We start from the raw sequence: 25,756 nt of genomic DNA on the forward strand, positions 1-25,756 counted from the left end.
TTGTGGGCGCGCCTGTGTCCTGGTGATTGTGGATGGTTACTCGACGGTTATTGTGCCGCGCATGTTGGGGTGTAGGGAGCAGAGGTAGCGGTAGGAGCCGGGGGTGGTGAAGGTGTAGCTCCACTCGCCTTCGCGGATGATGGGGCTGTTGATGCCCATGGCCTTGTCGCCGATGCCCTGGACGTTGTGGGGGACGGAGTCGTCGAATTTCCAGGTGACGGTTTGGCCGGTCTTGATGGTGGTTTCGGCGGGGGCGAACTTCTGGTCGCTGACATCGATGGTCACCGCGGCGTCGACCTTTTCGGTCGGCGTGGTGGTGGTCGCCACCGGGCGTGGGGTGCGGGTGGCTTTCGAGGCGTCGGTGTCGCCATTGGTGCACCCGGCGACGGCCAGCGTTGCCGCCATGGCCAAGCCTGTGATGATCGACATGGACCGGACGCGGCGACTCACCATTGACATGGTCGCCAAGCGTAGTCTGCTGGCGGTGTGGTCGTCTTGCCCACTCGGGCGTGACGAAACCGAGAACGTGGCGCTGTGGTGTGGCCGACGGCGCGCGTTCGCACGGCGAACTCCGAATAGTCGAGCAGCCCAGAACAATCCACGGGAGGCGAGAACTCTTGTCAACGCAGCGCGGCTATTTCACCGCCGATGAGGTGCGAGCGGCCGAGGCCGAATTGTTCACCCGAGTTCCCGACGGCGTGCCCATGCGGCGCGCGGCACATGGCTTGGCGGCCGTCGTCGCAGGCGAACTTCGGGAACGGACCGGTGGGGTGGCGGGTCGGTCGGTGACGCTGTTGATCGGCTCGGGTGACAACGGTGGTGACGCGTTGTGGGCGGGGTCGATGTTGCGGCGGCGTGGTGTACGAGTCGGCGCTGTACTGCTGAATCCGGAGCGCGCCCACACGGCGGGGCTTGCGGCGCTGCGGAAGGCGGGCGGGCGGATCGTCGAGGAGGTCGCCGACGATGCCGACCTGGTGATCGACGGCATCGTCGGGATATCGGGGCGTGGTGGGCTGCGGCCAGGTGCGGCCGAACTCGTCGCGGGTGTACGTGCACCGATCGTCGCGGCGGATCTACCCAGTGGCGTCGACCCCGATACCGGTGCGGTGGACGGTCCCGCGGTGCAAGCGGCGGTGACGGTCGCGTTCGGTGCCTACAAGCCGGTACATGCGCTAGCAGCAGCGCAGTGCGGTCGAATCGAGTTGGTGCCCATCGGGTTACGTCTTCCTGACGCGAACCTCCTCGCGATCGCCCCTGCGGAGATCGGCGCACGGTGGCCGGTGCCTGGCGCATTCGATGACAAATACAGCCAGGGTGTGACGGGCGTATGCGCGGGCAGCGCGACCTATCCCGGCGCGGCCGTTTTGTGCGCGGGCGCCGCCGTAGCGGCCACTTCGGGGATGGTGCGGTATGTGGGGACCGGCGCGGGCGACGTGCTCGCGCACTATCCGGAAATCATTGCTACCCAGGATATTTCGAGTACCGGGCGGGTGCAGTCCTGGCTGTTCGGTCCCGGAGCGGGCACCGACGCCGACGCCCGCGCACGCCTGGCCGCGATCCTCGACACCGATCTTCCCGTGGTGGTCGACGCCGACGGACTCACCTTGCTCGCCGCCGACCCGAGCCTGGTCACCGACCGTCGCGCACCGACGGTGCTGACCCCGCACGCCGGTGAATTCGCGCGCCTGACCGGCCACGAACTCGGCGCCGATCGCGTGACGGCGGTTCGCGAATTCGCCGAGTCGTGGCGGGTGACGGTGCTGCTGAAAGGACGCGCGACCCTCATCGCGGCGCCGGACGCACCGGTTCTGGTGAACGAGGCGGGCGGCTCGTGGGCGTCCACCGCCGGTGCGGGTGACGTGCTGTCCGGCATTATCGGCGCTCTGCTCGCCGCAGGTTATCGAGGGCCTGACGCCGCAGCGGCCGCTGCGCGCGTGCACGCACTCGCCGCGAATCTGGCCGCCCACGCCGGGGAATCGGCCGCAGCGCCCATCTCGGCCAGCCCGCTGCTCACGCACCTTCGCCCTGCCATCCGGGTCTTGCGCGCGCTGGCCTCGGATCCGCGCCTTGCGCCGGCCACCGACCTCGGCGGACTACCACCCGCCGATGGGCGCGGCGCCGGCTCTCGATGAGCACATCGACGCTGTCTTGACCAGCCGGCTTCCTGCCTGCTCACCGGCTCACGTCCGTTCGTGAGTGAACTGGCCGCGATGCGAGGCTTCTGCCGTCCGTCCGGCTGGGGGTGGGGTTGTGGGTGAGTTGGCTACGACTGGTGGTTTCTGCCGACCGGCTGGTGCGTGTGGGGTTGTGGGTGAGTTGGCTACGACTGGTGGTTTCTGCCGACCGGCTGGTGCGTGTGGGGTTGTGGGTGAGTTGGCTACGACTGGTGGTTTCTGCCGACCGGCTGGTGCGTGTGGGGTTGCGGGCGAGTTGGCTACGACTGGTGGTTTCTGCCGACCGGCTGGTGCGTGTGGGGTTGCGGGCGAGTCGGCCAGGACTGGTGGTTTCTGCCGACCGACCGGCGCGCGTGGGGTTGTGAGCGAACTGGCCGCAACCCGTGCGGAGCCCGACCATAGACTCGAATCGTCAACACCTGGCCTGAGTATTCGGAAGGCGGACCAGTGCAAGCCGAGACAGTCGTCGATCTGGATGCCATCGCGCACAACGTGCGAGTGCTGTGCGCGCACGCGGGTGACGCCGCGGTGATGGCGGTGGTGAAGGCCGACGGCTACAACCACGGCGCGGTGCGGGTCGCGCAAACGGCATTGGCCGCGGGCGCCACCGAACTGGGCGTCACCACGATCGAGGAGGCGTTGCGCCTGCGTGCTGCGGGAATCACCGCGCCGATCCTGTCCTGGCTCAACGGTAACGACGACGATTATGCCTCGGCCATCGCCGAGGACATCGAACTGGGCGTTTCCTCGCTCGCCCAGTTGCGCGCCATCGCCGCGGCCGCCCGCGCGAGCGACCGCATCGCGACGGTCACGCTCAAGGTCGATACCGGACTCAACCGCAACGGGATTTCCCCGACCGAATACCCCGAGGTCCTCGATGCGTTGCACGCATTGGTCCAGGACGGTGTGGTGCGGCTACGCGCGCTGTTCTCCCACCTCGCGCGCGGCGACGAACCGCGTCACCCGGCCAACGACAGGCAGCGCGACCGCTTCACCGACGCCATCGCCGCCGCGAAAGATCGTGGCTTGCCACCGGAATTGGTGCACTTGGCGAATTCGGCGGCGACGCTCACCCGTCCCGATCTCCGGTTCGACATGGTGCGTGCGGGAATCGCGCTCTACGGCCTCACACCGGTGCCAGACCTCGGTGAGTTCGACCTGCGTCCCGCGATGACGTTCCAGGCGAGCGTCGCACTGGTCAAGGCGGTCGCCGCGGGCGAGGGCGTTTCCTACGGTCACGAGTGGGTCGCCGAGCGCGACACGACGGTCGCGCTCATCCCGGTCGGTTATGCCGATGGTGTCTTCCGGCCGCTGAGTGGACGTTTCGCGGTGTGGCTCGGTGGCGCACGTCGGCCTAATCTCGGCCGCGTGTGCATGGATCAGTTCGTGGTCGACCTGGGTGACAACGCGGCGGGCGTCGCCGTTGGTGATACCGCGGTCCTGTTCGGTGCGGGCGCGGTGCGCGCCCAGGACTGGGCGGATCTGCTCGACACCATTCACTATGAGGTGGTGTGCTCGCCGAGAGGGCGGGTGGCGCGGCGCTACGTCGGTGGCGACCGATGACTCGGCGGCTGACGATACTTCGCGGCGGGCTGGCCACCGCGGGCCTGGTGGGCGGCCTTGCCGGAGCACACGCCCTGCGGCGCGCGGGTTCGCGGGTGTTGTGGCCCGCGCTGCGCGACGAATTGCGGGACGAGGATTTCGACCTCATCGACCGTGACGATCCCGGTGTCGTGCACGCCGACGACGGTGTGCGCTTGGTGACGCGCACGTGCGGCCCGGCCGATGCGCCGGTGACGGTGGTCTTCGTGCACGGTTTCTGCAACAGCATGGAGACGTTCCACTTCCAGCGTCGTGACCTCGCGCGGCGGTGGGGTGCACGGGTGCGCATGGTGTTGTTCGACCAGCGCGGCCACGGGCGGTCCGGTACGCCGAGTACCGGGAGCTGCACCGTGGAGCAACTCGGTCGCGACCTCGCCGCGGTGATCGAACAGAGCGCGCCCACCGGACGCGTTGTGCTCGTGGGGCATTCGCTCGGAGGGATGGCGGTACTGGCCGCGGCGGCGCGGTTTCCGAAACTGTTCGCCGACAGGGTGATCGGTGTCGCGTTGCTCTCGACCGCCGCCGCCGATGTGACCAAAGCCGGTGTCACCCAGCTGCTGCGCGATCCCGCGATCGATGGATACCGACTCGCTGTGCACGCCGCACCCGCGTTGGTGCAGGCGGGACGTTCCGGTGCGCGGCATGTGATCGCGCCGGTCCTGCACGTCAGCTCCTATCACGGTCCGGTGAGCCCGACCCTGTCCAGGTTCACCACGATGATGATCGACCGCACGCCGGTGGAGACCACCGTGAAGTTTCTGAAAGCGATTGCGCGCCATGATGAGTCGGCGGCGCTACCGACCATGGCCGAGCTGCCGGTGCTCGTGCTCGGTGGCGGCCACGACCTGGTGATCCCGTTCCGCAATTCGCGCGCGCTCGCGCGGGAGCTGCCAGGCAGCGAGCTGGTTCGGCTGGACGACGCCGCGCACATGGCACACCTGCAATACCCCGATGTCATCAACGACGCGCTGCATCGAACGCTGGTACGCGCGGGGGCGATCGAGTCGACCGAAGCACGGGAGGTCAGCGGTGACTGAACCGCGACAACGCAGTCTGCTGACGGTGCAGGACACCGAAGCGTTCGGCCGCGAGCTCGCCGCCGAACTGTCGGCGGGTGATCTTGTGGTGCTCGATGGTCCGCTCGGTGCGGGCAAGACCGCCCTCACCCGTGGCATCGCCGAGGGGCTCGGCGTGCAGGGGCGGGTGAGTTCGCCCACGTTCATCATCGCGAGACAGCATCGGGCGGGTGCGCGCGCGAGCGGCGAGCCGGTGGCGTTGGTGCACGTGGACGCGTATCGGCTCGGTGGTGATCTGGCAGATCTCGACGCACTGGATCTGGACACCGAATTGACCGAAGCGGTGGTCGTGGTGGAGTGGGGTCGCGGTGTGGTGGAACATCTCACCGAGCGACACCTGCATGTGCGGTTGTCGCGGGCAGCGGATTCCGAAGTGCGCACGGCGATCTGGGAGTGGGTGCGATAGCGCGTCGTCGGCGGCGGGTGACCGACGACTATTCCGGATAGCCATCGGGTAGCTGAACATCGATCGTGGCGGCCACCCGGTATCGTTGACCGAATCATGCTTGTACTAGCTGTCGACACCGCGACACCTGCGGTGACGGCGGGATTGGTGGAATTGGAGCACACTTCCACCCCCACCGTCGCGCCCGCTGCCTCCCGCGTCGCGGTGGGCACCCTCGCCTCACGCGTGCGGGTCGACGCCCGCGCGCACGCCGAGGTGCTCACCCCGCAGATCCTCGAATGCTTCGCCGAGACCGGCCGCCGCAGAACCGATCTCGACGCCATTGTGGTCGGCGTCGGGCCCGGCCCGTTCACCGGGTTACGGGTGGGCATGGCCACGGCCGCCGCGTTCGGTGATGCGCTGGGCGTTCCGGTGTACGGGGTGTGCAGCCTCGACGCGATCGCCGCCGACGCGCTCTCGGAGCCGAGCCTGCACCCGGCGGCCGCGGACCGCACCACCGACAGCGAACTGCTCGTCGTTACCGACGCGCGTCGCCGCGAGGTGTATTGGGCGCGCTACCGCGAGGAATCGGGCGACGCGCGCCGCATCGAGGGTCCCTCGGTGCACAAGCCGGCCGACCTGGACACCGGCCAGGCCACGGCGATCGCGGGTTCGGCCTCCCATGTGGACTACTTCGACCTTCCCGTGCTGCCGGTGGAAACACCGTCACCCTCGGGCCTGGTACGCGTCGCCGCCGCCGATGTCCTCGCCCGCCGCGCCCCCGAGGCACTGGTACCGCTCTACCTACGCAGGCCGGACGCCGTCGAGAAAGCGTTCCGCACCCTCGACCGGACGGGAGCGTGATGGTGTCGCACGACACTCCGTCGGACGACCCCCACTCGACCGCCGCCGAGGGCCGCGTCGCCGCCGAGCCGAGCGATGGCGCCGCACGCACCGGTCGACCGAACATCGGCCTGAAGTCGAGCAGTGCGGCCCCGGATCACCGCGCTGCCGGTCCGGGCGCCGAGGAGACGGACAGCGGCGAGGTATCGGACGGCAGTCGGTCGGGTTCGGCCCGGTCGTCCAGCGATGTGCCGTGTGCGAGTGACTCGGGCGGCAGTGCCGCACGTGGTGGGCGCTTGGACATCGTTGGAGAATCGAGCGGCGAGGTGTCGGAGCCGGGCAGTGGGTTGGGCTCCGGCGAACCGTGCGGTGACGCGACGGTTGACGGTGTGCGTGGCGGTGGGGTTGACCATGAAGTACCGGGCGGTAGTGGCTCGGATGACGCGTCGGGAGAGCAAGTGACCGACGTCAGGCGTCCGGGTGACAGCCGATTCGATGATCGGGAGGTGGGCGACAGTATGTCGGACGGGAGCGCGGGCGATGCGGCCGCGGCCAGCGCCAGGATCGAGCCGATGGCGTACAGCGATATCGCGCGGTGTGTCGAACTCGAGCATCTGCTGTTCGCCGAGGACGACCCGTGGAGCGCACCGGCGTTCCTCTCCGAATTGGCCGTCGCACACAACCGCTACCTCGTCGCTCGCGACGACAGCGGGCGAATGGTGGGTTACGCGGGGGTCGCCTTGCTGGGTGACGCCGAGCACCCGGAGGCCGAGGTGCACACCATCGGCGTTGATCCCGATCACCATCGCGGCGGGATCGGCGCCTTGCTGTTGCGTGCGTTGCTGGCCGAGGCGGATCAGCGTGGTGGACCGGTGTTCCTCGAGGTGCGCACCGACAATGCGCCCGCGATAGCCCTGTATGCCAAGTACGGTTTCCACATCATCGGCTTGCGCAAGCGTTATTACCATCCCAGCGGTGCCGACGCCTACACCATGCGTCGCCCCGAATTGACCGCGCAGGGCATCGAGTGGCGAGCCGCGCGAGAGCAGCCGAACGAGGTGCGCACGTGATCATCATGGGGATCGAGAGTTCTTGCGACGAAACCGGAGTCGGCATCGTCCGCAGGCACGAGGACGGCACCTGTGAGCTGTTGGCCGACGAGGTGGCCTCCAGCGTCGCGGAGCACGCCCGCTTCGGTGGTGTGGTGCCGGAGATCGCCTCGCGCGCGCACCTGGAGGCGATCGTGCCCGCCATGCGCCGTGCGTTGTCGACCGCGGGGATCGCGGCACCGGATGCGGTCGCGGTGACGATCGGCCCCGGTCTGGCTGGTGCGCTACTCGTGGGCGTCGCGGCGGCGAAAGCCTATGCGGCGGCGTGGGATGTGCCGTTCTACGCGCTGAACCACCTCGGTGGACACGTCGCCGTGGACACCCTCGAACATGGGCCGATGCCGCCGTGTGTGGCGCTGCTGGTTTCCGGGGGGCATACCCATCTGCTGCATGTCACCGATCTGGCCGCACCGATCATCGAGCTGGGCAGCACGGTCGACGATGCGGCGGGGGAGGCGTTCGACAAGGTGGCGCGGCTGCTGGGCCTCGGCTTCCCCGGCGGCCCCGCGTTGGATGCCGCTGCGGCACAGGGCAACCCGTCGGCGATCGCGTTTCCGCGCGGCATGACCGGCCCGCGTGATGCCCGCTACGACTTTTCGTTCTCCGGCCTGAAAACCGCTGTCGCACGGCACGTTGAGGCGGCGCAGCGTGACGGTGTCGCGGTGGAAGACCTCCCCATCGCGGATATCGCGGCCTCGTTCCAGGAAGCCGTCGCCGACGTGCTGACGGTGAAGGCGGTGCGCGCCGCGAAGGACGTCGGTGTCGACACTCTGGTACTCGGCGGCGGCGCCACCGCCAACTCGAGAATCCGCTCCTTGGCCGAAGAACGCTGCGCGGCAGCCGGATTAGCCCTCCGCGTACCCAAACCGCGACTGTGTACCGACAACGGCGTGATGATCGCCGCCCTCGGCGCCCACGTCATCGCCGGCGGCGCCCGGCCATCCCCGCTGACCGTGGCGACCGATCCAGGACTGCCCGTGTCGGTCAGTCGAGTGGGCTGACCACCCGCGCGACCGGTTTCGACCATCGCACCCTGGCCTGTTGCGTGCGCAGGGTGCGACAGAACACCTCGCCGGAGTCTTTCTCGCGGACAGCCACGCGAGGCGATTAACCGCCGCCTACGCGTTTTGGCTGTTGTGCGTGACCTTGTTATGACCCGAGTATCGCGGCGTTCGCCGAGGTCGGTGGTACGGCGGCATTCGTACGGCTCGGCCGAAATCGTCCGCATTCCTTCGCCGTACGAAGCGAGATCAGCCGCCGGAGGAACCGGTGCCGGGCCGGTCCGGCCCGGGAGCGTTGGTCGGAGTGGTGGTCGGTGCCGCTGATTGGTCGGATTTCGGAGCGAGCTCACCGGGGGTGGTCGGCGTCGCGGTGGTGCTGGACGTCAGTTCCTGTTCGCGGTCTCGCTCCGCCGGGTCTTCCGACGGAGTCGGCGACGGCGTGCTGCCGAGCAGCGGTCCGAGTAGTTCGGGGAACGGGATCGGCGGCAGGTTCGGGTCGGGGCGCAGCGTGGGCGAGGCGGCGGGGTCGGTGCTCGTCGTGCTCGTTGGTGTCGGCTGATCGGTGCTGCTCGGCTGCTCGGGATTCGTCGGCACGGTCGTGGTGGGTGTTGTCGGACCGTCGGCGATCCCACCCTGCTGCCACGGCGTCGTCTGGATCGGCGCGGTGTGTTCGGTGGTGATGGTGCCGGTCCAGGTGGGCGGAACCTCGCTGGTGGTGGTGCTGCTCAACGGCGGCAGTTGGCTCGCGCCGCTGGTGGTGCCCGCGGGAGAGACCTCGTCGTCGGCGGCGGGTGCGTGCGTCTTCACGCCGTATCCGATGACCAGTCCGACGACCACGAGCGCGCCGACCAGGGTGCCGACCACCTTGGTGAAGGTGCCGTTGGCGGGTTCGGCGCCGAGCGCGGCCGTCGAGAGCGTGGACGGCTGCATCGAATCGGCAACGAGCGCGGCACCTTTCGCGATCACGGCATCGGGGTCCGGCACGGTGCACACCGGAATATCCAGGTTGCGAACGAGGGTGTCGAGTACGGCGGGGATATTCGCGCCACCGCCGATCACCGCGACGGCGTCCGGGCGCCGCCCGATCTCGAACACGGTGCCGGTGAAGGCGACCATCTCCCGTAACGGTTCCTCGATCAGCCGTTCCAGGTCGGTTCTGGTCAGCTTGAGCGCATGGCCGGCGGCATGGTCGATGGTGACGGCGTTCGTGACCGAAAGATGTTCCTTGGCGGCGCGACCGCGATTGGTCAGCGTGGTGCGATGCGGCCGGGACCCGCGCCTGGCGAAGTGCTGGTCGACCAGGTGGTGATAGATGAGGTCGTCGATGACCTTGCCGCTGATCGCGGTGGTGCGCTCGGAGCACAGGATCTCGTCGCTTGCCCGGTCGGCGACGGTTACGGTGAGTCCCGACGCGCCGAGGTCGATGATGGCGACGGTCTCGTAGCGATCGAGCAGACCGGTGTAACGCAGGTAGGTCAGCGCCGCGGTGCCTTCGGGAACCAGCCGCAGCTCACGCTGTTTCGCGGTGGCGGAGCGGATTGCCTGTTCCTGTTCCCTGCCTCGGTAAGCGACGGCGACACCGGTCGGGCGCGGCGGATCGGTCGGTCGGCCCGCGCCTGGCCGTGCGCCCGCGAAGCTGGCGCCAACGGTGTATCCGTTGTCGCGCGAAGGGAGAGTGGACGGCAGTTGGGTGGTCATCAGTTCGATCGATGACGCGACGAGATCGCCGAGGTCGGAATGGTCGGCGTCCGCGCTGACGATGCGGTAGTCGAAGCTCTGCGCGTCGTTGGGGGCGGTGGTGACGCGCGCCGAGCACACGACATCGGTGCCGGCCGAGATGCCGAGTGATGTTCGCATGTTCACCTCCTTTCGAGCGGTCGAGCGCGCCATGGGGCGACGTGGTTGGTTCTCTTCGTTCGGTGGCGAAACTCGGTGCGGCGGAGCCGGTGGTTCGTCGTCGGCGGACGGTCGAACCCGAGTGACGCCGCTTCGGATGACGCTGTTCGGTAACGCGGTAACTCGGTTCAGGTAACGCTCGAGCACGCTGGCGCGCCGGCCAGCCGGCACCGCCGAGGGCCCTGACCAGCACAAGTCATGGCCGACAAGCGGCCGGACAGTCACCATCACCAATGGTGTCACAATCCGTTATCCGAACGTTACAGATTTTTGCCAGTGTTGGAAAGCCCTGAACGGTGGTATCGGGCGTGTCGGTGATCACGGGCCGGGAAACTCCGCCGCGTGGCCCGGTTGTCGCCGCGCGGTTCGGTGAATTCGACGCTGTGTCGACCGTGCCCGCGTAGCAGCGGGACGGCGCAGGAACAAAATTGGCACAGCCTGCCCTTGAGCGCTGGCACTCGCATGTATAGAGTGCTAGTCGGCACTGTGTGACGTGCGATGGTCGGGCAAACCGTCCGTCCTCGCACTCTTGGCTCGTGCCAAGCAGTTTGACCGTGCCAAGCAGTTTGACCACTGAGCAGGGAGTCCCGGCACCCGCGACGACGGGGCTATGCGAAGGGGTCAGCGTCGTGACCGAACCGATGATTCCGGGACAACAGTTCCGGATGACCGAAATCCCTGAAAGTGGAGGGCTCAACGTGGCGAGCGTGAACATCAAGCCGCTCGAGGACAAGATCCTCGTCCAGGCCAACGAGGCCGAGACGACGACGGCCTCCGGCCTGGTCATCCCCGACACGGCGAAGGAAAAGCCGCAAGAGGGCACCGTGATCGCTGTCGGCGAAGGACGCGTCTCCGAGAAGGGCGACCGCATCCCGGTCGACGTCAAAGAGGGCGACACCGTCATCTACAGCAAGTACGGCGGGACCGAGATCAAGTACTCCGGCCAGGAATACCTGATCCTGTCGGCGCGTGACGTGCTGGCTGTCGTCACCAAGTAGCGGGGCTAGCGCCTTCGGCGTATTGCCTGGTCGGGGTTGGGGTTCGAAGGGTGTCGGCTCGGTTGGGTTGGTGTCTTTCGGGTCTTGGCTTGCGAGTTGACTGGGTGAGTTGGCGTCTTTGGTGTATTGCCTGGTCGGGGTTGGGGTTCGAAGGGTATTGGCTCGGTTGGGTTGGTGTCTTTCGGGTCTTGGCTTGCGAGTTGACTGGGTGAGTTGGCGTCTTTGGTGTACTGCCTGATCGGGGTTGGGGTTCGAAAGGTGTTGGCTCGGTTGGGTTGGCATTTTTCGGGGCTCGGCCTACGAGTGATTCGGCATGCGCCTTCGGGGCGGGCGTTGAGGCACCGGTCTCGGTAGAGACAGTGCCTTCGGCGCCCGCCCTTTTCGTAGATCCGGTGTATTCGGCGTTCCAATGGACATCCATCGCGGGCGGCGTCGACCGAGCCTGTGTGTTGTAGACCCAATGCCGCTCGGGGACAGCACCTTTCGAAGACGGTGTCCTCGCGGCGTCGTAGATCCGATACAGGAGCAGAAAAACCATGGCAAAGCAGATCGAGTTCGACGAGAAGGCTCGTCGGGCTCTGGAGCGCGGTGTCGACAAGCTGGCCGACGCCGTCAAGGTCACCCTCGGCCCGCGCGGCCGACACGTCGTGCTGGCCAAGTCGTTCGGCGGCCCGACGGTCACCAACGACGGCGTCACCATCGCGCGTGACATCGAACTGGAAGACCCCTTCGAAAACCTCGGCGCGCAGCTGGTGAAGAGCGTCGCCACCAAGACCAACGACATCGCGGGCGACGGTACGACCACCGCGACGGTGCTGGCTCAGGCACTGGTCAAGGCCGGGCTGAAAAACGTTGCCGCGGGCGCGAACCCGATCACGATCGGGTCCGGCATCGGCAAGGCCGCCGACCTGGTGTCGCAGACACTGCTCGAGCTGGCCACGCCGGTCTCGGGAGAGAAGGCCATCGCCCAGGTCGCGACGGTGTCCTCGCGTGACGAGGAAATCGGCGAAATGGTCGCCAAGGCGCTGACCACCGTCGGCAAGGACGGCGTTGTCACCGTCGAGGAGTCCTCGACGCTGCAGACCGAACTCGTCGTCACCGAGGGTGTGCAGTTCGACAAGGGCTACCTCTCGCCGTACTTCGTGACCGACGCCGAGGCGCAGGAAGCGGTCCTCGAGGACGCGTACATCCTGCTGCATCGCGACAAGATCAGCTCGTTGCCCGATCTGCTCCCGCTGTTGGAGAAGATCGCGGAGACGGGCAAGGCGTTCCTGATCGTCGCCGAAGACGTCGATGGCGAGGCGCTTTCGACCCTGGTCGTGAACTCGATCCGCAAGACCATCAAGGCCGTCGCCGTGAAGGCGCCGTTCTTCGGTGACCGTCGCAAGGCTTTCCTCGACGACCTCGCCGTGGTCACCTCGGCGACCGTCGTGAACCCCGATATCGGCATCAGCCTGCGCGAGTCGGGTCTCGAGGTGCTCGGCACGGTGCGTCGCGTCGTGGTCACCAAGGACGAGACCACGATCATCGACGGTGCCGGTAGCGCCGAGGACATCGCGGCGCGCAGCGCCCAGCTGCGCGCGGAAATCGAAGCCAGCGATTCCGATTGGGACCGCGAGAAGCTCGAGGAGCGGCTGGCCAAGCTCGCCGGTGGCGTTGCCGTCGTCCGTGTCGGCGCGGCCACCGAGACCGCGCTCAAGGAGCGCAAGTACCGGGTCGAGGACGCGGTGAACGCGGCCAAGGCCGCCGTCGAGGAGGGCATCGTGCCAGGTGGTGGTAGCGCGCTCGTGCACGCCGCCACCAAGCTCGTCGAGCTGCGTGACTCGCTGTCGGGTGACGAGGCGATCGGCGTCGAGGCGCTGCGCACCGCGTTGCAGGCACCGCTGTTCTGGATCGCCACCAACGCCGGTCTCGACGGTGCGGTCGTGGTCAGCAAGGTCGCCGAGACCGCCGAGGGCAAGGGCGGATTCAACGCCGCCACCCTCACCTACGGCGATCTGCTCGCCGACGGTGTCGTCGACCCGGTCAAGGTGACCCGCTCGGCCGTCGTCAACGCCGCCTCGGTGGCGCGGATGGTGCTGACCACCGAAAGCGCGGTGGTCGAGAAGCCCGCCGACGACGAGGACGAGCACAGCCACCACGGGCACGCGCACTGATCTGCCGCGACGGCGTCTGACGCGCGCAGCGATCAAAGGCCCCCGAACCGATCCTCGGTTCGGGGGCCTTCCTCATCGATACGTCGGCAACTCTTCGTGGAAACAACCGTGGGGGAACGCAAAGTTTGTGTTCGCGAACGCTTTTCGCGGAAGCTGAAGTGGGTGACGTTTCGGGGCACGCCCATTGGTGTGGGGTGCGCACGCGATGTCTTTCCCGTGCGAAGAACTAGCTGGCTACCGGGGGCTCCTCGGCGGCGACTGCTTCGAGTATGCGAGTACGAAGCGACGTCGGCGGTGTAACCGCCGACGTCGCGGAGAGCGCGGACAATGCCGCCTTGGTCTGTCGAATGTCCTCGAGAAATATGGTGCGTAGTACAGGGTCCTCGGTGTCCAGCAATTCCTGGACTTGTAGATGATCTTCGTCGTCGATCGGGCCGAGCGCGACGGCGTGCGCGAGATCGACCTGGCGTTCGTTCATCTCACGTCACCCCCAAACTTTTCTTGAGTCGTGTCAATCCATCCCGAATACGGGACTTAACGGTCGGTAACCCTACGCCGAGGTACTCCGCGACTTCCGCGTAGGTTCGCCCGCCGTAGTAGGCGAGCGAGATGGCTTCCCGTTGTGTTTCTGTCAATGTAGCCAGGCCCGCGAGGACCTCTTGCTGTTCGAGTCGTCGTCCGACTTCCTCGATCACCTCATCGAATTCGTTGCCGAGAACCCTGATCCCATAGGCGGCCTCTCGTTGGGTGTGCGCCTGCTCGGCCCGGACCCTGTCGACGGCGCGCCGATGCGCGAGCGTCATCAACCAGGTGATGGCGGACCCCTTCGCCGAGTCGAAATTGGCTGAGGTGCGCCAGATTTGCAGGTAGACCTCCTGGGTGGTCTCCTCCGCGTATCCGGGGTCGTGCAGAACGCGCAACACCAAACCGTAGACGCGCGCACTCGTTCGGTCGTATAGCTCGGCGAAGGCTTCCTGGTCGGACTCGCCGCAACGATTCAAAAGCGCGGCAAGCTCGATACTTTCGGCTGCGCGGGCCGACACCGCAGAATCCACACTGGGTGGGATGGCTTCTCTTCGGAACGAGTCGCCCTCTGCGGCCGACGGCCGCGTTGTCACAACGCTCCATTCTGTGTCATCAGTCACCACCGTAGCGCGTAGCTATCACCGCCCTCACGTGGGGTCGGCGATAGTTGACGAACTATCCGATCATCCAGTGGCCGTGGCGCATTCGGATGAACATGTTGCGGTCGGGCGTTGCTGGTGGAACGGGTCTCGGTGGCTCGTTGTTTGCTAGGCATTCGACGCCCAACGGCCTGCGGATGGGAAGAAATTCTGACCCGCTCGTGTTCCTGGACGGCCGTGTGACGACGGCGTGGCCAGCGGTGGTGCGCGCGCTACACGGCCATCCGGCGTCGATTGCGTCGAGCGTGCATCTCGCGCTCGGTCTCCGACATTCCGCCCCAGATGCCGTAGGGCTCGCTGACCTTCAGCGCGTGGCTGCGGCACTGCATCAGGACGGGGCAGCTATGGCATATCTCCTTGGCGCGCATCTCTCTCGCGGTGCGGGCTCTACCACGCTCCCCATCCGGATGGAAGAACACCGCGGAATCCTGGCCGCGGCACGATCCTCGCATCTGCCAATCCCAGACATCGGCGTTCGGTCCAGGAAGGTGGGTGGGCATGGGCATGGTGAACTCCTCGTGGTGCGAGCTCGTCAGCGTTGTCGAGCAGTCGGTCTGCAGCAGTCGGTAAGGGCCTCGGTGCTGTGCCGTGACGAATAGTCTGTCGCGGCCCAGCGCATTTCGTCGCTGAAATTTCACTCAGCGCCGACCGGGGCGATGAGTTACGTTAGGTCCAGCCGTGAAATTCCGTCAATACTTCTGCGCAGCAGTTTCCCAAATCTTGGGCCGTAAAATTTAACTTGATCACTATTTACTTTTCGCATGAAGTTCGGTGATACTGAACGGTTAATCAACGGTCACTGGCTGGTCGGCGCACTCGAAATGACGTGTTTTCGCAGGTAGAAGACGAAAATCGACGGCTTGCACGTTCCTCCGGTTGCGGTGTGCCCGAGCCGGTTCGGTGGCGCTGCCGCGTGTTGCGCCGGTATCGAGTGGATCGCAGATGTCGCGAACGGTGCAATCAGGTTAATTGCGCGAATCGGCTGTGAAATACCATAGTGTTTGTCGCATGTTTTTGTCCTCCGAGATTTACACTGTGGAAACAAGGCCTGCCCTGTGAACCAAATCTCGTTTGCTAGGTATTCGCCATAAGTTTTTCTCGGTGCCGTTGATGCGGGAGTGTCCTGTGGGGCCGGGATAGAGTGCGGCGGTGCTCCTTCCCGCTACGCAGCATGATCCACGCCACGCGACCCTCGATGACGCCGCCTTCGGTGCTGCTCCCTCGCTCGCTGCCGCCGAGTTGCCAGCGGCCGTCGACGCGCACAGCCGCTGGCTTCGCGCGGTGCTGCTCGGCGGCCAAGGCCGCTACGCGGCGGCCCGGACGGAACTCCGTGTTCTGCGGACGCGGAGCGCTGACCCGGTAGCGCTGTCACTGGCCGCGAGCACCCAAGGTTCATGGACTCGCCAACTCGGCTGGCACGCCGAGGCCGCCGTTCTCGACGGGCGCGCCGTCGCGCTCCTCGCCCCGCGCGTGCCCCGCGCCGACGCGGCGCAAGACCCCGAACGCTCACCGCTCGACCGCGCGGGCACACACCCCGTTCGCCGCATGCCCTCGCGCGACGAAGCGCTCTGCGACGCACTCACCGGGCTGGCCGCCGACGCGCTCGGCACCGGCCGACTGACACTGGCGCAGCGATTGCTGGAGCGGGCGAGTGTCGAGACGCTGCGCCTGGACCACTGGCGCACAACGATCCGATGGCACTGGGTCAGCGCGGAGACGGCATTCGCGCAGGGGCGCGCGGTTGTGGCGATGACCCATGCCGAGGCGGCGCTCGGTGTCGCCGAGACCGCGCCGTCGGTGCGCCACCGCGTCAAGTCCCTGCTGCTCGTCGCCGCCGCGGCCGCCGTGGCCGGAGATGGCGACCGCTGCCGCGCCCTCGCCGCGACCGTCGACCAGCACTGCCGCGAGCACGGACTCCTACCGTTGCGGTGGGCGTGCGCGATGTTGCGCGCCGGGATGGACGTGCCGGGCGCCGAGGCCGAGTCGAGAACATATGCGGGAGCTATCAGCAGCCGTGGTGGCCGGTTTCGCGCCGACATCGGGGGCTAGGCCGGTGCTGGGGCGACCCCCGTGCTGCGGGGTTGGGGGTGCGCGGTCGCTATTGTTAGGACGTTCCGCCGCACCGGCGGAAGCACTGGTCATCACCGGCCGTGCCACTTGTAACGCCAGGAATATCTCTGACGATGACGAACACGGGCGAAGAGTTGGACCTCGCCGTCTCTGCCGCCGCGCAGGGCGACAGATCCGCTCTAGCTCAGGTACTGGAGATGATCCGCCCACTGGTGATGCGATATTGCCGGGCGCGGATCGGTGCCGCGGAGCGTGGGCAGCTCTCCGCGGACGACGTTGCGCAGGAGGTATGTCTGGCTGTGATGACCGCCTTGCCCAGGTATCAAGATCAGGGCAGGCCCTTCATGGCCTTCGTATACGGAATCGCTTCGCACAAGGTCGCCGACGCACATCGCAATGCCGCCCGTAACAAGGCGGACGCTATGGCCGAAGTACCAGATGTCATATCCACCGACCACGGCCCGGAACAACGAGCTCTCGAGTCCGAGACGAGCAGGCAGATGAATCAGCTGCTTGCGACGCTCCCGGAGAAACATCGTGAGATCTTGATCCTGCGCTTGGTGATGGGTTTGTCAGCCGAAGAGACCGCAGCCGCCGTGGGCAGTACGGCGGGTGCGATAAGAGTCGCCCAGCACAGGGCACTCGCAAAACTGAAGACACAAGTGGCGAGGGCAGGTGAAATGTATGGCTAGGGATGGCGAGCGCGGTCGGGGTGACTGGAAGGCGCGGCTTGGATCGCGAAATAGCGGTCCCTACGCCGAGGCGTCCGGGGACGATACCGGCCCGGTTGACATCGCGGCGGTACGTCACGACGATGCGCTGATCGACGCTCTTTCGGGCGATGGTCCGGTAGAGACGAGCAGTGCCGAGGAACACCAACTAGCGATGTTGCTCGCGGATTGGCGAGCGGAGATCACGGAGCCTCCGATGCCGGAGGCGCCGGATCTCGACGAGATCGTCGCCGCGGTCAACCAGGAGATCGGTGCGCGACAGGTCCGAGTAGGGGCGCAGAGCAACGGCACGTTGCGGCTGCTTCGTCCGATTCTCGGTGCCGCCGCGGCGGTGGCTCTGGTGATCGGCGGTATGACGGCGTTTTCCTACAACGCCGAACCGGGTGATCCGCTGTGGCGGGTCAAGGAAGTCGTGTTCAGCGAGCAGGCGCAGACCACGGTCGCAGCGCGTGCCGACAACGATCTGTCCGAGGCCTCGACCTTGCTCGAACAGAACCCGGCGCAGGCGAAGGCGCGGCTCGAGCAGGCAAGGGCGAACGTCGATCAGGTCAGTGATCCGGCCAAGCACGACGAACTGGTCACACAGTTCGACCAGCTCATCATCGAGTTGCGCAAGGTTGCGCCCGAACTGGCCGACCAACTGGAGGCGACAACTCCGCCGAGTCCGGCTGAGTCGAGTTCCGAGTCGCCGCGGCCGACTTCCGGCTCGGAGAGCCGTCCGTCGACGCCGACGACCACACCCGACAACACGATTTTGCAGCTACCGGTCGATCCTTCCGATTCTGCGACGACCCCGTCCAAGCCGCCGACTTCGGACGACAACGAGCCGCCGGTCGTCACGCCGACCCTTCCGCCCGTGACGACCACCCCGGCCGATCAACCACCGACACACCACGAGCCGACGACAACGGTTCACCCCAGCACCATTTCGCAGTCGACGGTCGCCGAGACACCGGAATCGCCGTCCGTCCCGACGCACGAAGGGTCGTCCAGCCCGACATTCGGGGCGGATAGCTCCGGTCGCTGAGGCTTCGGAGAGACATAAAGATCAGGCGCACACGAGCCGATCACCGAATCAGGTGGTCGGTCTTTTGTGTGCGTGCGGACCGCACGGCACGCTGAGTTTGGTGGCGATCGCGAGGTGTATGACAGGCAGCAGGCTGGGGAGGGGTTCTCGGAGAGCTCGTCGTCATCCAGGAGAGGGCACCAGCGGCCGCGCGACGGGGGTCGGCGCGTGACAACGTGCGCGGACAGTGGGTAGCGGAGGCGGGCAGCGCGCTATGGGGAATTGTCCGCCGACCGTGTGGCGGGGGTTGCCGAATGCGCGGGTTCGGCGGTGGGGCTCAGCTGTCGAAGCCGTCGCCGTGGAACGCCTCGTTCATCGAGGCATCGGCGTAACCGCGGCAGTAGTCCCAGGTGACGTACGCTTCGGGCGTGGGGTCGTAGGCCGGTTCGTGCGGGCGCACGGTGCCGTCGACCAGCAGCTGAAGCAGGTTGGCGCGCAACATGTCCCAGTCGTGGTAGTGGTCCTGCCGACAGTCTTCGCAGCTGACCACGAGCCCGCGGATTCCGCGGTGCGCTAGTAGGGCCTCATACACGGCGAGATCGGCGAGATCTTCCTCGACCGCGAGGCGCTCGTGGGGATCCAGCGGCTCACCGGGCTCGATGGCATCGAGCGCGGCGGACGGGTCGGAGGGGTCTCCGGCAAACGGATCCGGCGGCAAGCCAGGTGGTAGATGGTCACGCACATCCCCACGGTACGCAGAACAGGGGGGTCTGCGCCAGCTGTGCGGGCTGCCAGTTTCGGTGACGCACTCGTATTCGCACACTAGTGCGGACGGTACGACAGGCATCTCGCGGGTGCGACGGCAGGGTTTCCTGCGCCGCGCGGCGCCAGCGGGACGGCCGAGTCTCCGGGTGAAAACGGCAGGACCGCGTTTCAGCCTAGCGGGTGCCGCGGCGCGCGATGCACGCCGTAGGCGCGGTCGGGACACGATCGCGGGACAGATACGATGGAACAAGGCGATAACGGGTATCCCGATTCCTGAAGTACCCGCTGAACCTGACCGCACATCCCAATCATTTGCCACGGCGTCGGTTGTTCCCACGCCGATTGCTTTCGACGTCCAGGAGGGGTCGATCCGAATGAGTAATCCCGTAACGGGCGAACGCATCGAAGTACGCCCTCCTACGGGTGGCGACGACCCGAACAAGGTCGCCATGCTCGGCCTCACGTTCGACGACGTGCTGTTGCTGCCCGCCGCTTCGGATCTCATCCCCAGCGCCGTCGAGACCTCCAGTCAACTCACCCGTGAGATCCGGTTGCGCACACCGCTGGTCAGTTCGGCGATGGACACGGTGACCGAGGCCAGGATGGCCATCTCCATGGCCCGCGCGGGCGGCATGGGCGTGCTGCATCGCAATGTGTCCGCCGCCAACCAAGCCGCGCAGGTGGAGACGGTGAAGCGGTCCGAGGCGGGAATGGTGACCGACCCTGTGACCTGTCGCCCCTCCGACACGCTCGCCGATGTCGACGCGATGTGCGCGCGGTTCCGTATCTCGGGTCTGCCCGTGGTGGATGAGACCGGCGCCCTCGTCGGCATCATCACCAACCGGGACATGCGTTTCGAGGTGGACCAGAGCCGCAGGGTGGCCGAGGTGATGACCGAGGCGCCGCTGATCACCGCGCAAGAGGGCGTGACGGCCGAGGCCGCGCTCGGACTGTTGCGTCGACACAAGGTGGAGAAGCTGCCGATCGTCGACGGCAACGGCAGGCTGCGCGGGCTGATCACGGTCAAGGACTTCGTGAAGACCGATCAGTACCCGAACGCCACCAAGGACCGCGACGGACGGCTGCTCGTCGGTGCCGCGATCGGTGTCGGCGAGGACTCGTGGTCGCGTGCGATGACACTGGCCGACGCCGGCGTCGATGTCCTCATCGTCGACACCGCGCACGGCCATCAGGTGCAGGTGCTCGAGATGGTCGCCAAGGTCAAGTCCGAGGTCGGCGACCGCATCCAGATCGTCGGCGGCAATATCGCCACCCGCGGCGGTGCCGCCGCGTTGGTCGAGGCGGGCGCGGACGCGGTGAAGGTGGGTGTCGGGCCGGGCTCGATCTGCACCACCCGCGTGGTCGCCGGTGTCGGCGCGCCGCAGATCACCGCCATCCTCGAGGCTGTCGCCGTCTGCAAGGCCGCCGGTGTTCCGGTGATCGCCGACGGTGGCATCCAGTTCTCCGGCGACGTGGCCAAGGCGATCACGGCCGGTGCGTCCACGGTGATGCTCGGTTCAGTGCTGGCGGGTACCGCCGAATCACCGGGCGAGCTGATCCTGGTGGGTGGCAAGCAGTTCAAGAGCTACCGCGGCATGGGGTCCCTGGGCGCGATGCAGGGGAGGGGACAGGCCAAGTCCTACTCCAAGGACCGGTACTTCCAGGACGACGTGCTCGCCGAGGACAAGCTGGTGCCCGAGGGCATCGAGGGCAGGGTGCCGTTCCGCGGACCGGTGGATCAGGTGATCCATCAGCTCACCGGTGGTCTGCGTGCCGCGATGGGCTACACCGGTTCGCATTCGATCGCCGACTTGCAGCAGGCCCAGTTCGTACAGATCACCGCAGCGGGACTCAAGGAGAGCCACCCGCACGACATCACGATGACCGTTGAGGCGCCGAATTACACTGGTCGCGCCTGATCGGTCCCGGCTGGTGTACGGTACCGGTCGGTCCGTGATGAACTATGACCTGTTCGTGCGCTGACCCGCGCGAACACCCGGCTCGCCGCCGCGGGCACCACCGACGCGACCGCCCGCCGACCTGGTTCGGTGTGGTGTGCGTCGGGATCCGGCGGATGGCGACGACCTCACGGGTCGTGAGCACGTGTGCACGACAATCGCCGCGCGTGCACAACGTGGCCAGGCCGCGAAACGAAAGCGGCGCTGGCGGCGAGACGTTGGGGCCGGTGAACCCTCGCCGCGCCAGCGCGGCCATGAACAAGGAGATTTGGCGTGCGCGACATGGTTGAGATCGGCATGGGCCGCACCGCCCGGCGTACCTATGAGCTGGACGATATCGACATCGTCCCCTCCCGCCGGACCCGATCGTCCAAGCAGGTGTCGGTGGGTTGGCAACTCGATGCCTACCGGTTCGAAATCCCGTTGCTCGCGCACCCGACCGACGCACTGGTGTCACCGGAGTTCGCGATCGAACTCGGCCGCCTCGGCGGACTCGGCGTGATCAACGGTGAAGGACTGTGGGCGCGGCACGCCGATGTGTCCGCGAAGATCGATCAGCTGCTCGAACTGGTAGCCAAGGGCGGCTACGGACACGCGATCGGACTGTTGCAGGAGCTACACGCCGCGCCGATGCAGCCGGACCTACTCGCCGCCGCCGTCGCGCAGGTGCGTGCCGCCGGCGTCACCGTGGCGGTTCGGGTGAGCCCGCAGAACGCGCGGGCGCTCACCCCCGCCTTGCTTCAGGCCGGTGTCGACCTGCTCGTGGTGCACGGCACCATCATCTCCGCCGAACACGTCGGCGACGGTGAACCGTTGAACCTCAAGACCTTCATCGCCGAGCTCGATGTGCCGGTCGTGGCGGGCGGGGTGAGCGATCACCGCACCGCGTTGCACCTGATGCGCACCGGTGCGGCGGGCGTCATCGTCGGCTACGGCTCCTACCCGGGTGCGACCACGACCGGTGAGGTGCTCGGCATCGGCGTACCGATGGCGACCGCGATCGCCGACGCCGCCGCCGCGCGCCGCGACTACCTGGACGAGACCGGTGGCCGCTACGTGCACGTGATCGCCGACGGTGACCTCTCGACGTCGGGTCAGATCGCCAAGGCCATCGCGTGTGGTGCGGACGCCGCCATGCTCGGTGTTTCCCTCGCGGCGGCGGACTCGGCGCCTGGTCGCGGCTGGTATTGGCCCTCGGCCGCGGCGCACCCCTCGGTGCCGCGCGGTTCGCTGCTGCATGTCGACGATGCCTGGGACCTCGGCGGCGATACCGACGAGGCCGCCGATTCGGTGCGTCCGAGCCTGGAACGGGTGCTCTACGGTCCCTCCGACGACCCGTTCGGTTCGTTGAATCTCGTTGGCGGGCTGCGTCGTTCGATGGCGAAGGCCGGTTATTCCGACCTGAAGGAGTTCCAGCGTGTCGGGCTCAGCGTTCGCGCCTGAACGGCTCGTGTCGGTGTAACGGGGTTCGACGTCGAACTTCGCGCTGGGCCGAGCCGATGAGCCGGGCCTCGAGCGGTGCCCTACGGTCCTTCGGGCGGCCAGTTCGGTTCGTTGGATCTTGCGTCGCCGTTCGATGTGTCGATGGTCGAGTACTGCGATCTCATGTGCACGGAGTGCTGCGGTTGGGTGTGTCCCAGCCCCGAGTATCGATGGCTGTCCGCCGCGACTGCGCCTGCGTAATGTCATCGACGGTCGGGGATCAACGACATCTGATTCGAGGGGCGCTTCATGATGCGCAAAAAAATGCGTTCGGCAACTGCCGGTGTCATGGTCGCCGCCGCGCTGTGCCTCGGTGCGGCGCCGGCTACAGCGGCGGTCCCCGTTGAGCCCGCGTCGCCCACGGCGAGCCCAGGTGTCGCGGGGTCCGCGGAATGCGCGCTAGGACTGCTCGCGGGGGTTATCGCGGCCCTGACCACGGGGTCGTCTGCCGCAGTCGGTTGCCCGACCTGATCGGGTCAATCGACGCACTCGATGACGAGTTGCTTGGTCGATGCGCGTCGGCAGGATGTGCGGCACTCGGGCACATCGGTGCGCGACAGTTCCGGGTAGTACTTCGGCGCGGTGCGTCACCGACCCTGTGTCGAGTAGGTGTTCGTTCGGAGTGGTTCAGCATCAGTACTCGAGCGGTTCGTGTCGCAGCAGCGGGGAGTGGCGTCGAAAACCGCGCTCGCCGCTGACGCTCGGGCGGGATCGACCCGGTACCAGTGACGTGTGCAGGAATTGACGGATCGCGCTGTTCACCGGCTCGGGGTGGGTCATGGTTACCGCAGGACGTGCGCCCGCGATCTCGAGGTAGGTCGAGTCGGCGATTCCGTGCGCGAGTTCGCGGGCGCGATCATCGGTGATTCCGCTGTGCGTGGCGTGGATAACCAACGCGGGACAGGTGATTTCGGGTAACCGCTCCACCACGGATTCGCGGCTGAGTAGGCACCCGGCCGCGACGTCGATACCCGCCCGGCTGCGCATCTGCCAGTGAGTGCTCCAGATCCTCCGGTGCCGGTCGTCGTCGCCGATCAGCCAGGACGCCAACTGGTCGGCCGCGCCCGCACGTGATTCGTCGTCGTACCACTTGTCCAGAAATTTCTTGGTCTCCTCCGATTGCCTCGGGGTGGGGCCGTTGGCCTCGGTGCTGATCAGGATCAGCGCCGAAATGCGTTCCGGGGCAAGCAGAGCGGCACGCAAAGCGGTAAAGCCGCCTTGCGCGGACCCGCCGATGACCGCCTGTTCGGCGCCGAGATGGTCGAGGACGGTGAGCGCGTCGCGTGCCGCGGTCCAATAGGTGAACGGCAAACCCTCGTCCCTGGTGTCGCCGTGCCCGCGCGCGTCCCAGGAGACTATCCGATATTCCGGGGCGAGAGCCGCCATCTGTGCGGCGAACATCGTTCTGTCCATGAAGAATTCGTGTGCTAACAGCACCACGGGGCCGTTTCCGCCGCTGTCTTCGTAGTGGATGTCGGCATCGATCGCGCGGGCGAATGGCACGAGCTAGAGGATAACCAGCAACCGCGCGAACGGGCAGCCGATTGGCTCACACTTATGTTTAATCCGTATGGGCGCTCCGATTTGTCGCATTCACCATCGATTCTTCCGGTGGCTTCAGGCCACAGGGGCTTCGGGGATGGCCGGAAGTCGGTTTGCTGGTTGATGTTCGGCGTGGGTCCGCGCGGGCGGCAAGCCTGATGATCGGGTCGACGCGCCCGTCACTAAACTAGGGCCGTGGCCCAATCCCAGAGACCTGTCCTCGTTGTCGACTTCGGTGCGCAGTACGCCCAGCTGATCGCAAGACGGGTCCGTGAAGCGAGCGTGTTCTCCGAGGTGGTCGCGCATAGCACCTCGATCGAGGAGATCGCTGCCCGCGAGCCGCTCGCCATTATCCTTTCCGGTGGCCCCGCCAGTGTGTACGCCGACGGCGCCCCGCAGTTGGACGCGCGGTTGTTCGATCTCGGTCTGCCGGTGTTCGGTATCTGCTACGGCTTCCAGGCGATGGCGCGTGCGCTCGGCGGCACCGTCGCGCACACCGGGACCAGGGAATACGGCAGGACCGACCTCAGCGTCGACGGCGGTGTCCTGCACGGCGGGCTGCCTACTGTGCAGCCGGTGTGGATGAGTCACGGTGACGCCGTGACGGACGCGCCCGCCGGCTTCGAGGTGACGGGTACGACCAGTGGGGCGCCGGTGGCCGCGTTCGAGGACACCGAGCGGCGTCTCGCCGGTGTGCAATATCACCCCGAGGTGTTGCATTCCCCGCACGGTCAGCAGGTGCTCAGCCGCTTCCTGCACGAGATCGCGGGCATCCCGGGCTCGTGGACACCGGCGAATATCGCGGATTCGCTGATCGAGCGGGTGCGTGAACAGGTCGGTGACGGTCACGCGATCTGCGCGTTGTCGGGCGGCGTGGACAGCGCGGTCGCGGGTGCGCTGGTTCAGCGCGCCATCGGCGACCGGCTGACCTGTGTGTTCGTCGACCACGGCCTGTTGCGTGCCGGGGAACGTGAACAGGTGCAGCAGGATTTCACCGCCGCGACCGGTGCTCGGTTGGTCACCGTCGACGCGGTCGGCCAGTTCCTCGGTGAGCTGAAGGGCGTCACCGACCCCGAGGAGAAGCGCAAGATCATCGGGCGGGAGTTCATCCGCTCGTTCGAGGACGCGGTCTCCGAGGTGGTGCAGGCCGAAGGCACCGGCGACAACGCCGCGGCACCGAAGGTCGAGTTCCTCGTGCAGGGCACGCTGTACCCGGATGTGGTCGAGTCCGGTGGTGGCAGCGGCACCGCCAACATCAAGAGCCACCACAATGTCGGCGGATTGCCAGAAGACCTGGAATTCGCGCTGGTCGAGCCGTTGCGGTTGTTGTTCAAGGATGAGGTGCGCGCGGTCGGCCGTGAGCTCGGCTTGCCGGAGGAAATCGTTGCGCGCCAACCGTTCCCCGGGCCGGGCCTGGCCATCCGCATCGTCGGTGAGGTGACCGCCGACCGCTTGGACACCCTGCGCAAGGCGGACGCGATCGCCCGCGAAGAACTCACCGCCGCCGGACTGGACGGCCAGATCTGGCAGTGCCCCGTGGTGCTACTCGCCGATGTGCGCAGCGTCGGCGTCCAGGGCGACGGCCGCACCTACGGTCACCCCATCGTCCTGCGCCCGGTCTCCAGCGAAGACGCGATGACCGCCGACTGGACCCGCCTGCCCTACGACGTCCTCGAACGCATCTCCACCCGAATCACCAACGAGGTAGCCGAGATCAACCGCGTAGTCCTCGACGTCACGAGCAAGCCACCGGGCACCATCGAGTGGGAGTAGCCCGC

General features: G+C 66.9%; 23 protein-coding genes. 15 read left to right on the top strand and 8 right to left on the bottom strand.

Features of this window, described 5'->3' with window-relative positions; translation table 11 throughout:
- Nucleotides 1-36: 36 nt before the first annotated feature.
- Nucleotides 37-429 carry a plastocyanin/azurin family copper-binding protein gene (locus ABEA50_RS28225; RefSeq protein ID WP_345499329.1) on the bottom strand — a complete coding sequence of 131 codons (393 nt, stop codon included), beginning with the start codon at nucleotides 427-429 and terminating at the stop codon, nucleotides 37-39.
- Between the two features lie 188 nt (nucleotides 430-617).
- On the opposite strand from ABEA50_RS28225, the gene ABEA50_RS28230 reads away from it, so the two are divergent.
- The 5 genes from ABEA50_RS28230 to tsaB all read left to right on the top strand — a co-directional run bounded on the left by ABEA50_RS28230 (nucleotide 618) and on the right by tsaB (nucleotide 6,101).
- The gene (locus ABEA50_RS28230) at nucleotides 618-2,132 is read left to right on the top strand and encodes an NAD(P)H-hydrate dehydratase (RefSeq protein WP_345499330.1); all 1,515 of its coding nucleotides are present in this window, start codon (nucleotides 618-620) and stop codon (nucleotides 2,130-2,132) included.
- Nucleotides 2,133-2,582: 450 nt separating this feature from the next.
- On the top strand, nucleotides 2,583-3,737 hold the full coding sequence (alr, locus tag ABEA50_RS28235; RefSeq protein ID WP_345499557.1) for an alanine racemase: 1,155 nt from the start codon (nucleotides 2,583-2,585) through the stop codon (nucleotides 3,735-3,737).
- Nucleotides 3,734-4,813: an alpha/beta fold hydrolase gene (locus tag ABEA50_RS28240; protein WP_345499332.1), complete on the top strand. Its 1,080-nt coding sequence runs from the start codon at nucleotides 3,734-3,736 to the stop codon at nucleotides 4,811-4,813. Before alr ends, ABEA50_RS28240 begins: the two co-directional genes overlap by 4 nt.
- On the top strand, nucleotides 4,806-5,258 hold the full coding sequence (tsaE, locus tag ABEA50_RS28245; protein ID WP_345499333.1) for a tRNA (adenosine(37)-N6)-threonylcarbamoyltransferase complex ATPase subunit type 1 TsaE: 453 nt from the start codon (nucleotides 4,806-4,808) through the stop codon (nucleotides 5,256-5,258). Before ABEA50_RS28240 ends, tsaE begins: the two co-directional genes overlap by 8 nt.
- Before the next feature lie 96 nt (nucleotides 5,259-5,354).
- The gene (tsaB, locus tag ABEA50_RS28250) at nucleotides 5,355-6,101 is read left to right on the top strand and encodes a tRNA (adenosine(37)-N6)-threonylcarbamoyltransferase complex dimerization subunit type 1 TsaB (RefSeq protein ID WP_345499334.1); all 747 of its coding nucleotides are present in this window, start codon (nucleotides 5,355-5,357) and stop codon (nucleotides 6,099-6,101) included.
- Between the two features lie 136 nt (nucleotides 6,102-6,237).
- Here tsaB and ABEA50_RS28255 read toward each other — a convergent pair whose 3' ends face one another.
- Complete coding sequence (locus ABEA50_RS28255; RefSeq protein WP_345499335.1) at nucleotides 6,238-6,384, bottom strand: hypothetical protein; 147 nt, start codon at nucleotides 6,382-6,384, stop codon at nucleotides 6,238-6,240.
- Nucleotides 6,385-6,598: 214 nt separating this feature from the next.
- Between ABEA50_RS28255 and rimI the strand changes: the two genes are divergently transcribed.
- Together rimI and tsaD are read left to right on the top strand one after the other, a co-directional pair.
- Nucleotides 6,599-7,150 (top strand): ribosomal protein S18-alanine N-acetyltransferase, encoded by a 552-nt coding sequence (gene rimI / locus ABEA50_RS28260; RefSeq protein ID WP_345499336.1) that lies wholly within the window; start codon nucleotides 6,599-6,601, stop codon nucleotides 7,148-7,150.
- A complete protein-coding gene (tsaD, locus tag ABEA50_RS28265; RefSeq protein ID WP_345499338.1) occupies nucleotides 7,147-8,190 on the top strand; it encodes a tRNA (adenosine(37)-N6)-threonylcarbamoyltransferase complex transferase subunit TsaD in 1,044 nt (347 codons plus the stop codon). Before rimI ends, tsaD begins: the two co-directional genes overlap by 4 nt.
- 249 nt (nucleotides 8,191-8,439) lie before the next feature.
- Here tsaD and ABEA50_RS28270 read toward each other — a convergent pair whose 3' ends face one another.
- On the bottom strand, nucleotides 8,440-10,047 hold the full coding sequence (locus ABEA50_RS28270) for an Hsp70 family protein (protein ID WP_345499341.1): 1,608 nt from the start codon (nucleotides 10,045-10,047) through the stop codon (nucleotides 8,440-8,442).
- Between the two features lie 737 nt (nucleotides 10,048-10,784).
- Here ABEA50_RS28270 and groES point away from each other — a divergent pair.
- Nucleotides 10,785-11,084, top strand: coding sequence for a co-chaperone GroES (gene groES / locus ABEA50_RS28275; RefSeq protein ID WP_345499558.1), 300 nt, complete (start codon nucleotides 10,785-10,787; stop codon nucleotides 11,082-11,084).
- A gap of 536 nt (nucleotides 11,085-11,620) precedes the next feature.
- Entirely contained in the window at nucleotides 11,621-13,240 is a 1,620-nt protein-coding gene (gene groL, locus ABEA50_RS28280) for a chaperonin GroEL (protein ID WP_345499343.1), read from the top strand.
- 226 nt (nucleotides 13,241-13,466) lie between these two features.
- On the opposite strand, the gene ABEA50_RS28285 is transcribed toward groL, so the two are convergent.
- From ABEA50_RS28285 to ABEA50_RS28295, 3 genes are all read right to left on the bottom strand, one after another.
- Nucleotides 13,467-13,718, bottom strand: a complete 252-nt coding sequence (locus ABEA50_RS28285; RefSeq protein WP_345499345.1) for a hypothetical protein — start codon at nucleotides 13,716-13,718, stop codon at nucleotides 13,467-13,469.
- Nucleotide 13,719: 1 nt separating this feature from the next.
- Nucleotides 13,720-14,295 carry a sigma-70 family RNA polymerase sigma factor gene (locus ABEA50_RS28290; RefSeq protein ID WP_345499347.1) on the bottom strand — a complete coding sequence of 192 codons (576 nt, stop codon included), beginning with the start codon at nucleotides 14,293-14,295 and terminating at the stop codon, nucleotides 13,720-13,722.
- A 341-nt stretch (nucleotides 14,296-14,636) separates the two neighbouring features.
- The gene (locus ABEA50_RS28295; RefSeq protein ID WP_345499349.1) at nucleotides 14,637-14,930 is read right to left on the bottom strand and encodes a WhiB family transcriptional regulator; all 294 of its coding nucleotides are present in this window, start codon (nucleotides 14,928-14,930) and stop codon (nucleotides 14,637-14,639) included.
- A gap of 643 nt (nucleotides 14,931-15,573) precedes the next feature.
- On the opposite strand from ABEA50_RS28295, the gene ABEA50_RS28300 reads away from it, so the two are divergent.
- From ABEA50_RS28300 to ABEA50_RS28310, 3 genes are all read left to right on the top strand, one after another.
- Nucleotides 15,574-16,473, top strand: a complete 900-nt coding sequence (locus ABEA50_RS28300) for a hypothetical protein (protein ID WP_345499350.1) — start codon at nucleotides 15,574-15,576, stop codon at nucleotides 16,471-16,473.
- A gap of 134 nt (nucleotides 16,474-16,607) precedes the next feature.
- Complete coding sequence (locus tag ABEA50_RS28305) at nucleotides 16,608-17,186, top strand: sigma-70 family RNA polymerase sigma factor (protein WP_345499351.1); 579 nt, start codon at nucleotides 16,608-16,610, stop codon at nucleotides 17,184-17,186.
- On the top strand, nucleotides 17,179-18,252 hold the full coding sequence (locus tag ABEA50_RS28310; protein ID WP_345499352.1) for an anti-sigma-D factor RsdA: 1,074 nt from the start codon (nucleotides 17,179-17,181) through the stop codon (nucleotides 18,250-18,252). Before ABEA50_RS28305 ends, ABEA50_RS28310 begins: the two co-directional genes overlap by 8 nt.
- A gap of 316 nt (nucleotides 18,253-18,568) precedes the next feature.
- Here ABEA50_RS28310 and ABEA50_RS28315 read toward each other — a convergent pair whose 3' ends face one another.
- Nucleotides 18,569-18,973, bottom strand: coding sequence for a DUF5319 domain-containing protein (locus tag ABEA50_RS28315; RefSeq protein ID WP_345499353.1), 405 nt, complete (start codon nucleotides 18,971-18,973; stop codon nucleotides 18,569-18,571).
- 397 nt (nucleotides 18,974-19,370) lie between these two features.
- On the opposite strand from ABEA50_RS28315, the gene guaB reads away from it, so the two are divergent.
- Both guaB and ABEA50_RS28325 read left to right on the top strand, forming a co-directional pair.
- Entirely contained in the window at nucleotides 19,371-20,915 is a 1,545-nt protein-coding gene (gene guaB / locus ABEA50_RS28320; RefSeq protein ID WP_345499354.1) for an IMP dehydrogenase, read from the top strand.
- 312 nt (nucleotides 20,916-21,227) lie between these two features.
- Nucleotides 21,228-22,397 (top strand): GuaB3 family IMP dehydrogenase-related protein, encoded by a 1,170-nt coding sequence (locus ABEA50_RS28325; protein ID WP_345499355.1) that lies wholly within the window; start codon nucleotides 21,228-21,230, stop codon nucleotides 22,395-22,397.
- Between the two features lie 672 nt (nucleotides 22,398-23,069).
- Here ABEA50_RS28325 and ABEA50_RS28330 read toward each other — a convergent pair.
- Nucleotides 23,070-23,939, bottom strand: coding sequence for an alpha/beta fold hydrolase (locus ABEA50_RS28330; RefSeq protein ID WP_345499357.1), 870 nt, complete (start codon nucleotides 23,937-23,939; stop codon nucleotides 23,070-23,072).
- Nucleotides 23,940-24,173: 234 nt separating this feature from the next.
- Between ABEA50_RS28330 and guaA the strand changes: the two genes are divergently transcribed.
- Nucleotides 24,174-25,751 (top strand): glutamine-hydrolyzing GMP synthase, encoded by a 1,578-nt coding sequence (guaA, locus tag ABEA50_RS28335; protein ID WP_345499359.1) that lies wholly within the window; start codon nucleotides 24,174-24,176, stop codon nucleotides 25,749-25,751.
- The last annotated feature ends 5 nt before the right edge of the window (nucleotides 25,752-25,756 follow it).

Origin of the sequence: Nocardia callitridis (genome assembly GCF_039543305.1) — a bacterium.
In the GTDB taxonomy this organism is placed as follows: domain Bacteria; phylum Actinomycetota; class Actinomycetes; order Mycobacteriales; family Mycobacteriaceae; genus Nocardia; species Nocardia callitridis.

What these genes read in the sequence shown, in the direction of transcription:
- ABEA50_RS28225 (WP_345499329.1), bottom strand. Translation starts at nt 429, where the DNA reads ATGTCGATCATCACAGGCTTGGCCATGGCGGCAACGCTGGCCGTCGCC.
- ABEA50_RS28240 (WP_345499332.1), top strand. Translation starts at nt 3,734, where the DNA reads ATGACTCGGCGGCTGACGATACTTCGCGGCGGGCTGGCCACCGCGGGC.
- tsaB (WP_345499334.1), top strand. Translation starts at nt 5,355, where the DNA reads ATGCTTGTACTAGCTGTCGACACCGCGACACCTGCGGTGACGGCGGGA.
- ABEA50_RS28255 (WP_345499335.1), bottom strand. Translation starts at nt 6,384, where the DNA reads ATGTCCAAGCGCCCACCACGTGCGGCACTGCCGCCCGAGTCACTCGCA.
- rimI (WP_345499336.1), top strand. Translation starts at nt 6,599, where the DNA reads ATGTCGGACGGGAGCGCGGGCGATGCGGCCGCGGCCAGCGCCAGGATC.
- ABEA50_RS28270 (WP_345499341.1), bottom strand. Translation starts at nt 10,047, where the DNA reads ATGCGAACATCACTCGGCATCTCGGCCGGCACCGATGTCGTGTGCTCG.
- groL (WP_345499343.1), top strand. Translation starts at nt 11,621, where the DNA reads ATGGCAAAGCAGATCGAGTTCGACGAGAAGGCTCGTCGGGCTCTGGAG.
- ABEA50_RS28285 (WP_345499345.1), bottom strand. Translation starts at nt 13,718, where the DNA reads ATGAACGAACGCCAGGTCGATCTCGCGCACGCCGTCGCGCTCGGCCCG.
- ABEA50_RS28295 (WP_345499349.1), bottom strand. Translation starts at nt 14,930, where the DNA reads ATGCCCATGCCCACCCACCTTCCTGGACCGAACGCCGATGTCTGGGAT.
- ABEA50_RS28305 (WP_345499351.1), top strand. Translation starts at nt 16,608, where the DNA reads ATGACGAACACGGGCGAAGAGTTGGACCTCGCCGTCTCTGCCGCCGCG.
- ABEA50_RS28310 (WP_345499352.1), top strand. Translation starts at nt 17,179, where the DNA reads ATGGCTAGGGATGGCGAGCGCGGTCGGGGTGACTGGAAGGCGCGGCTT.
- guaB (WP_345499354.1), top strand. Translation starts at nt 19,371, where the DNA reads ATGAGTAATCCCGTAACGGGCGAACGCATCGAAGTACGCCCTCCTACG.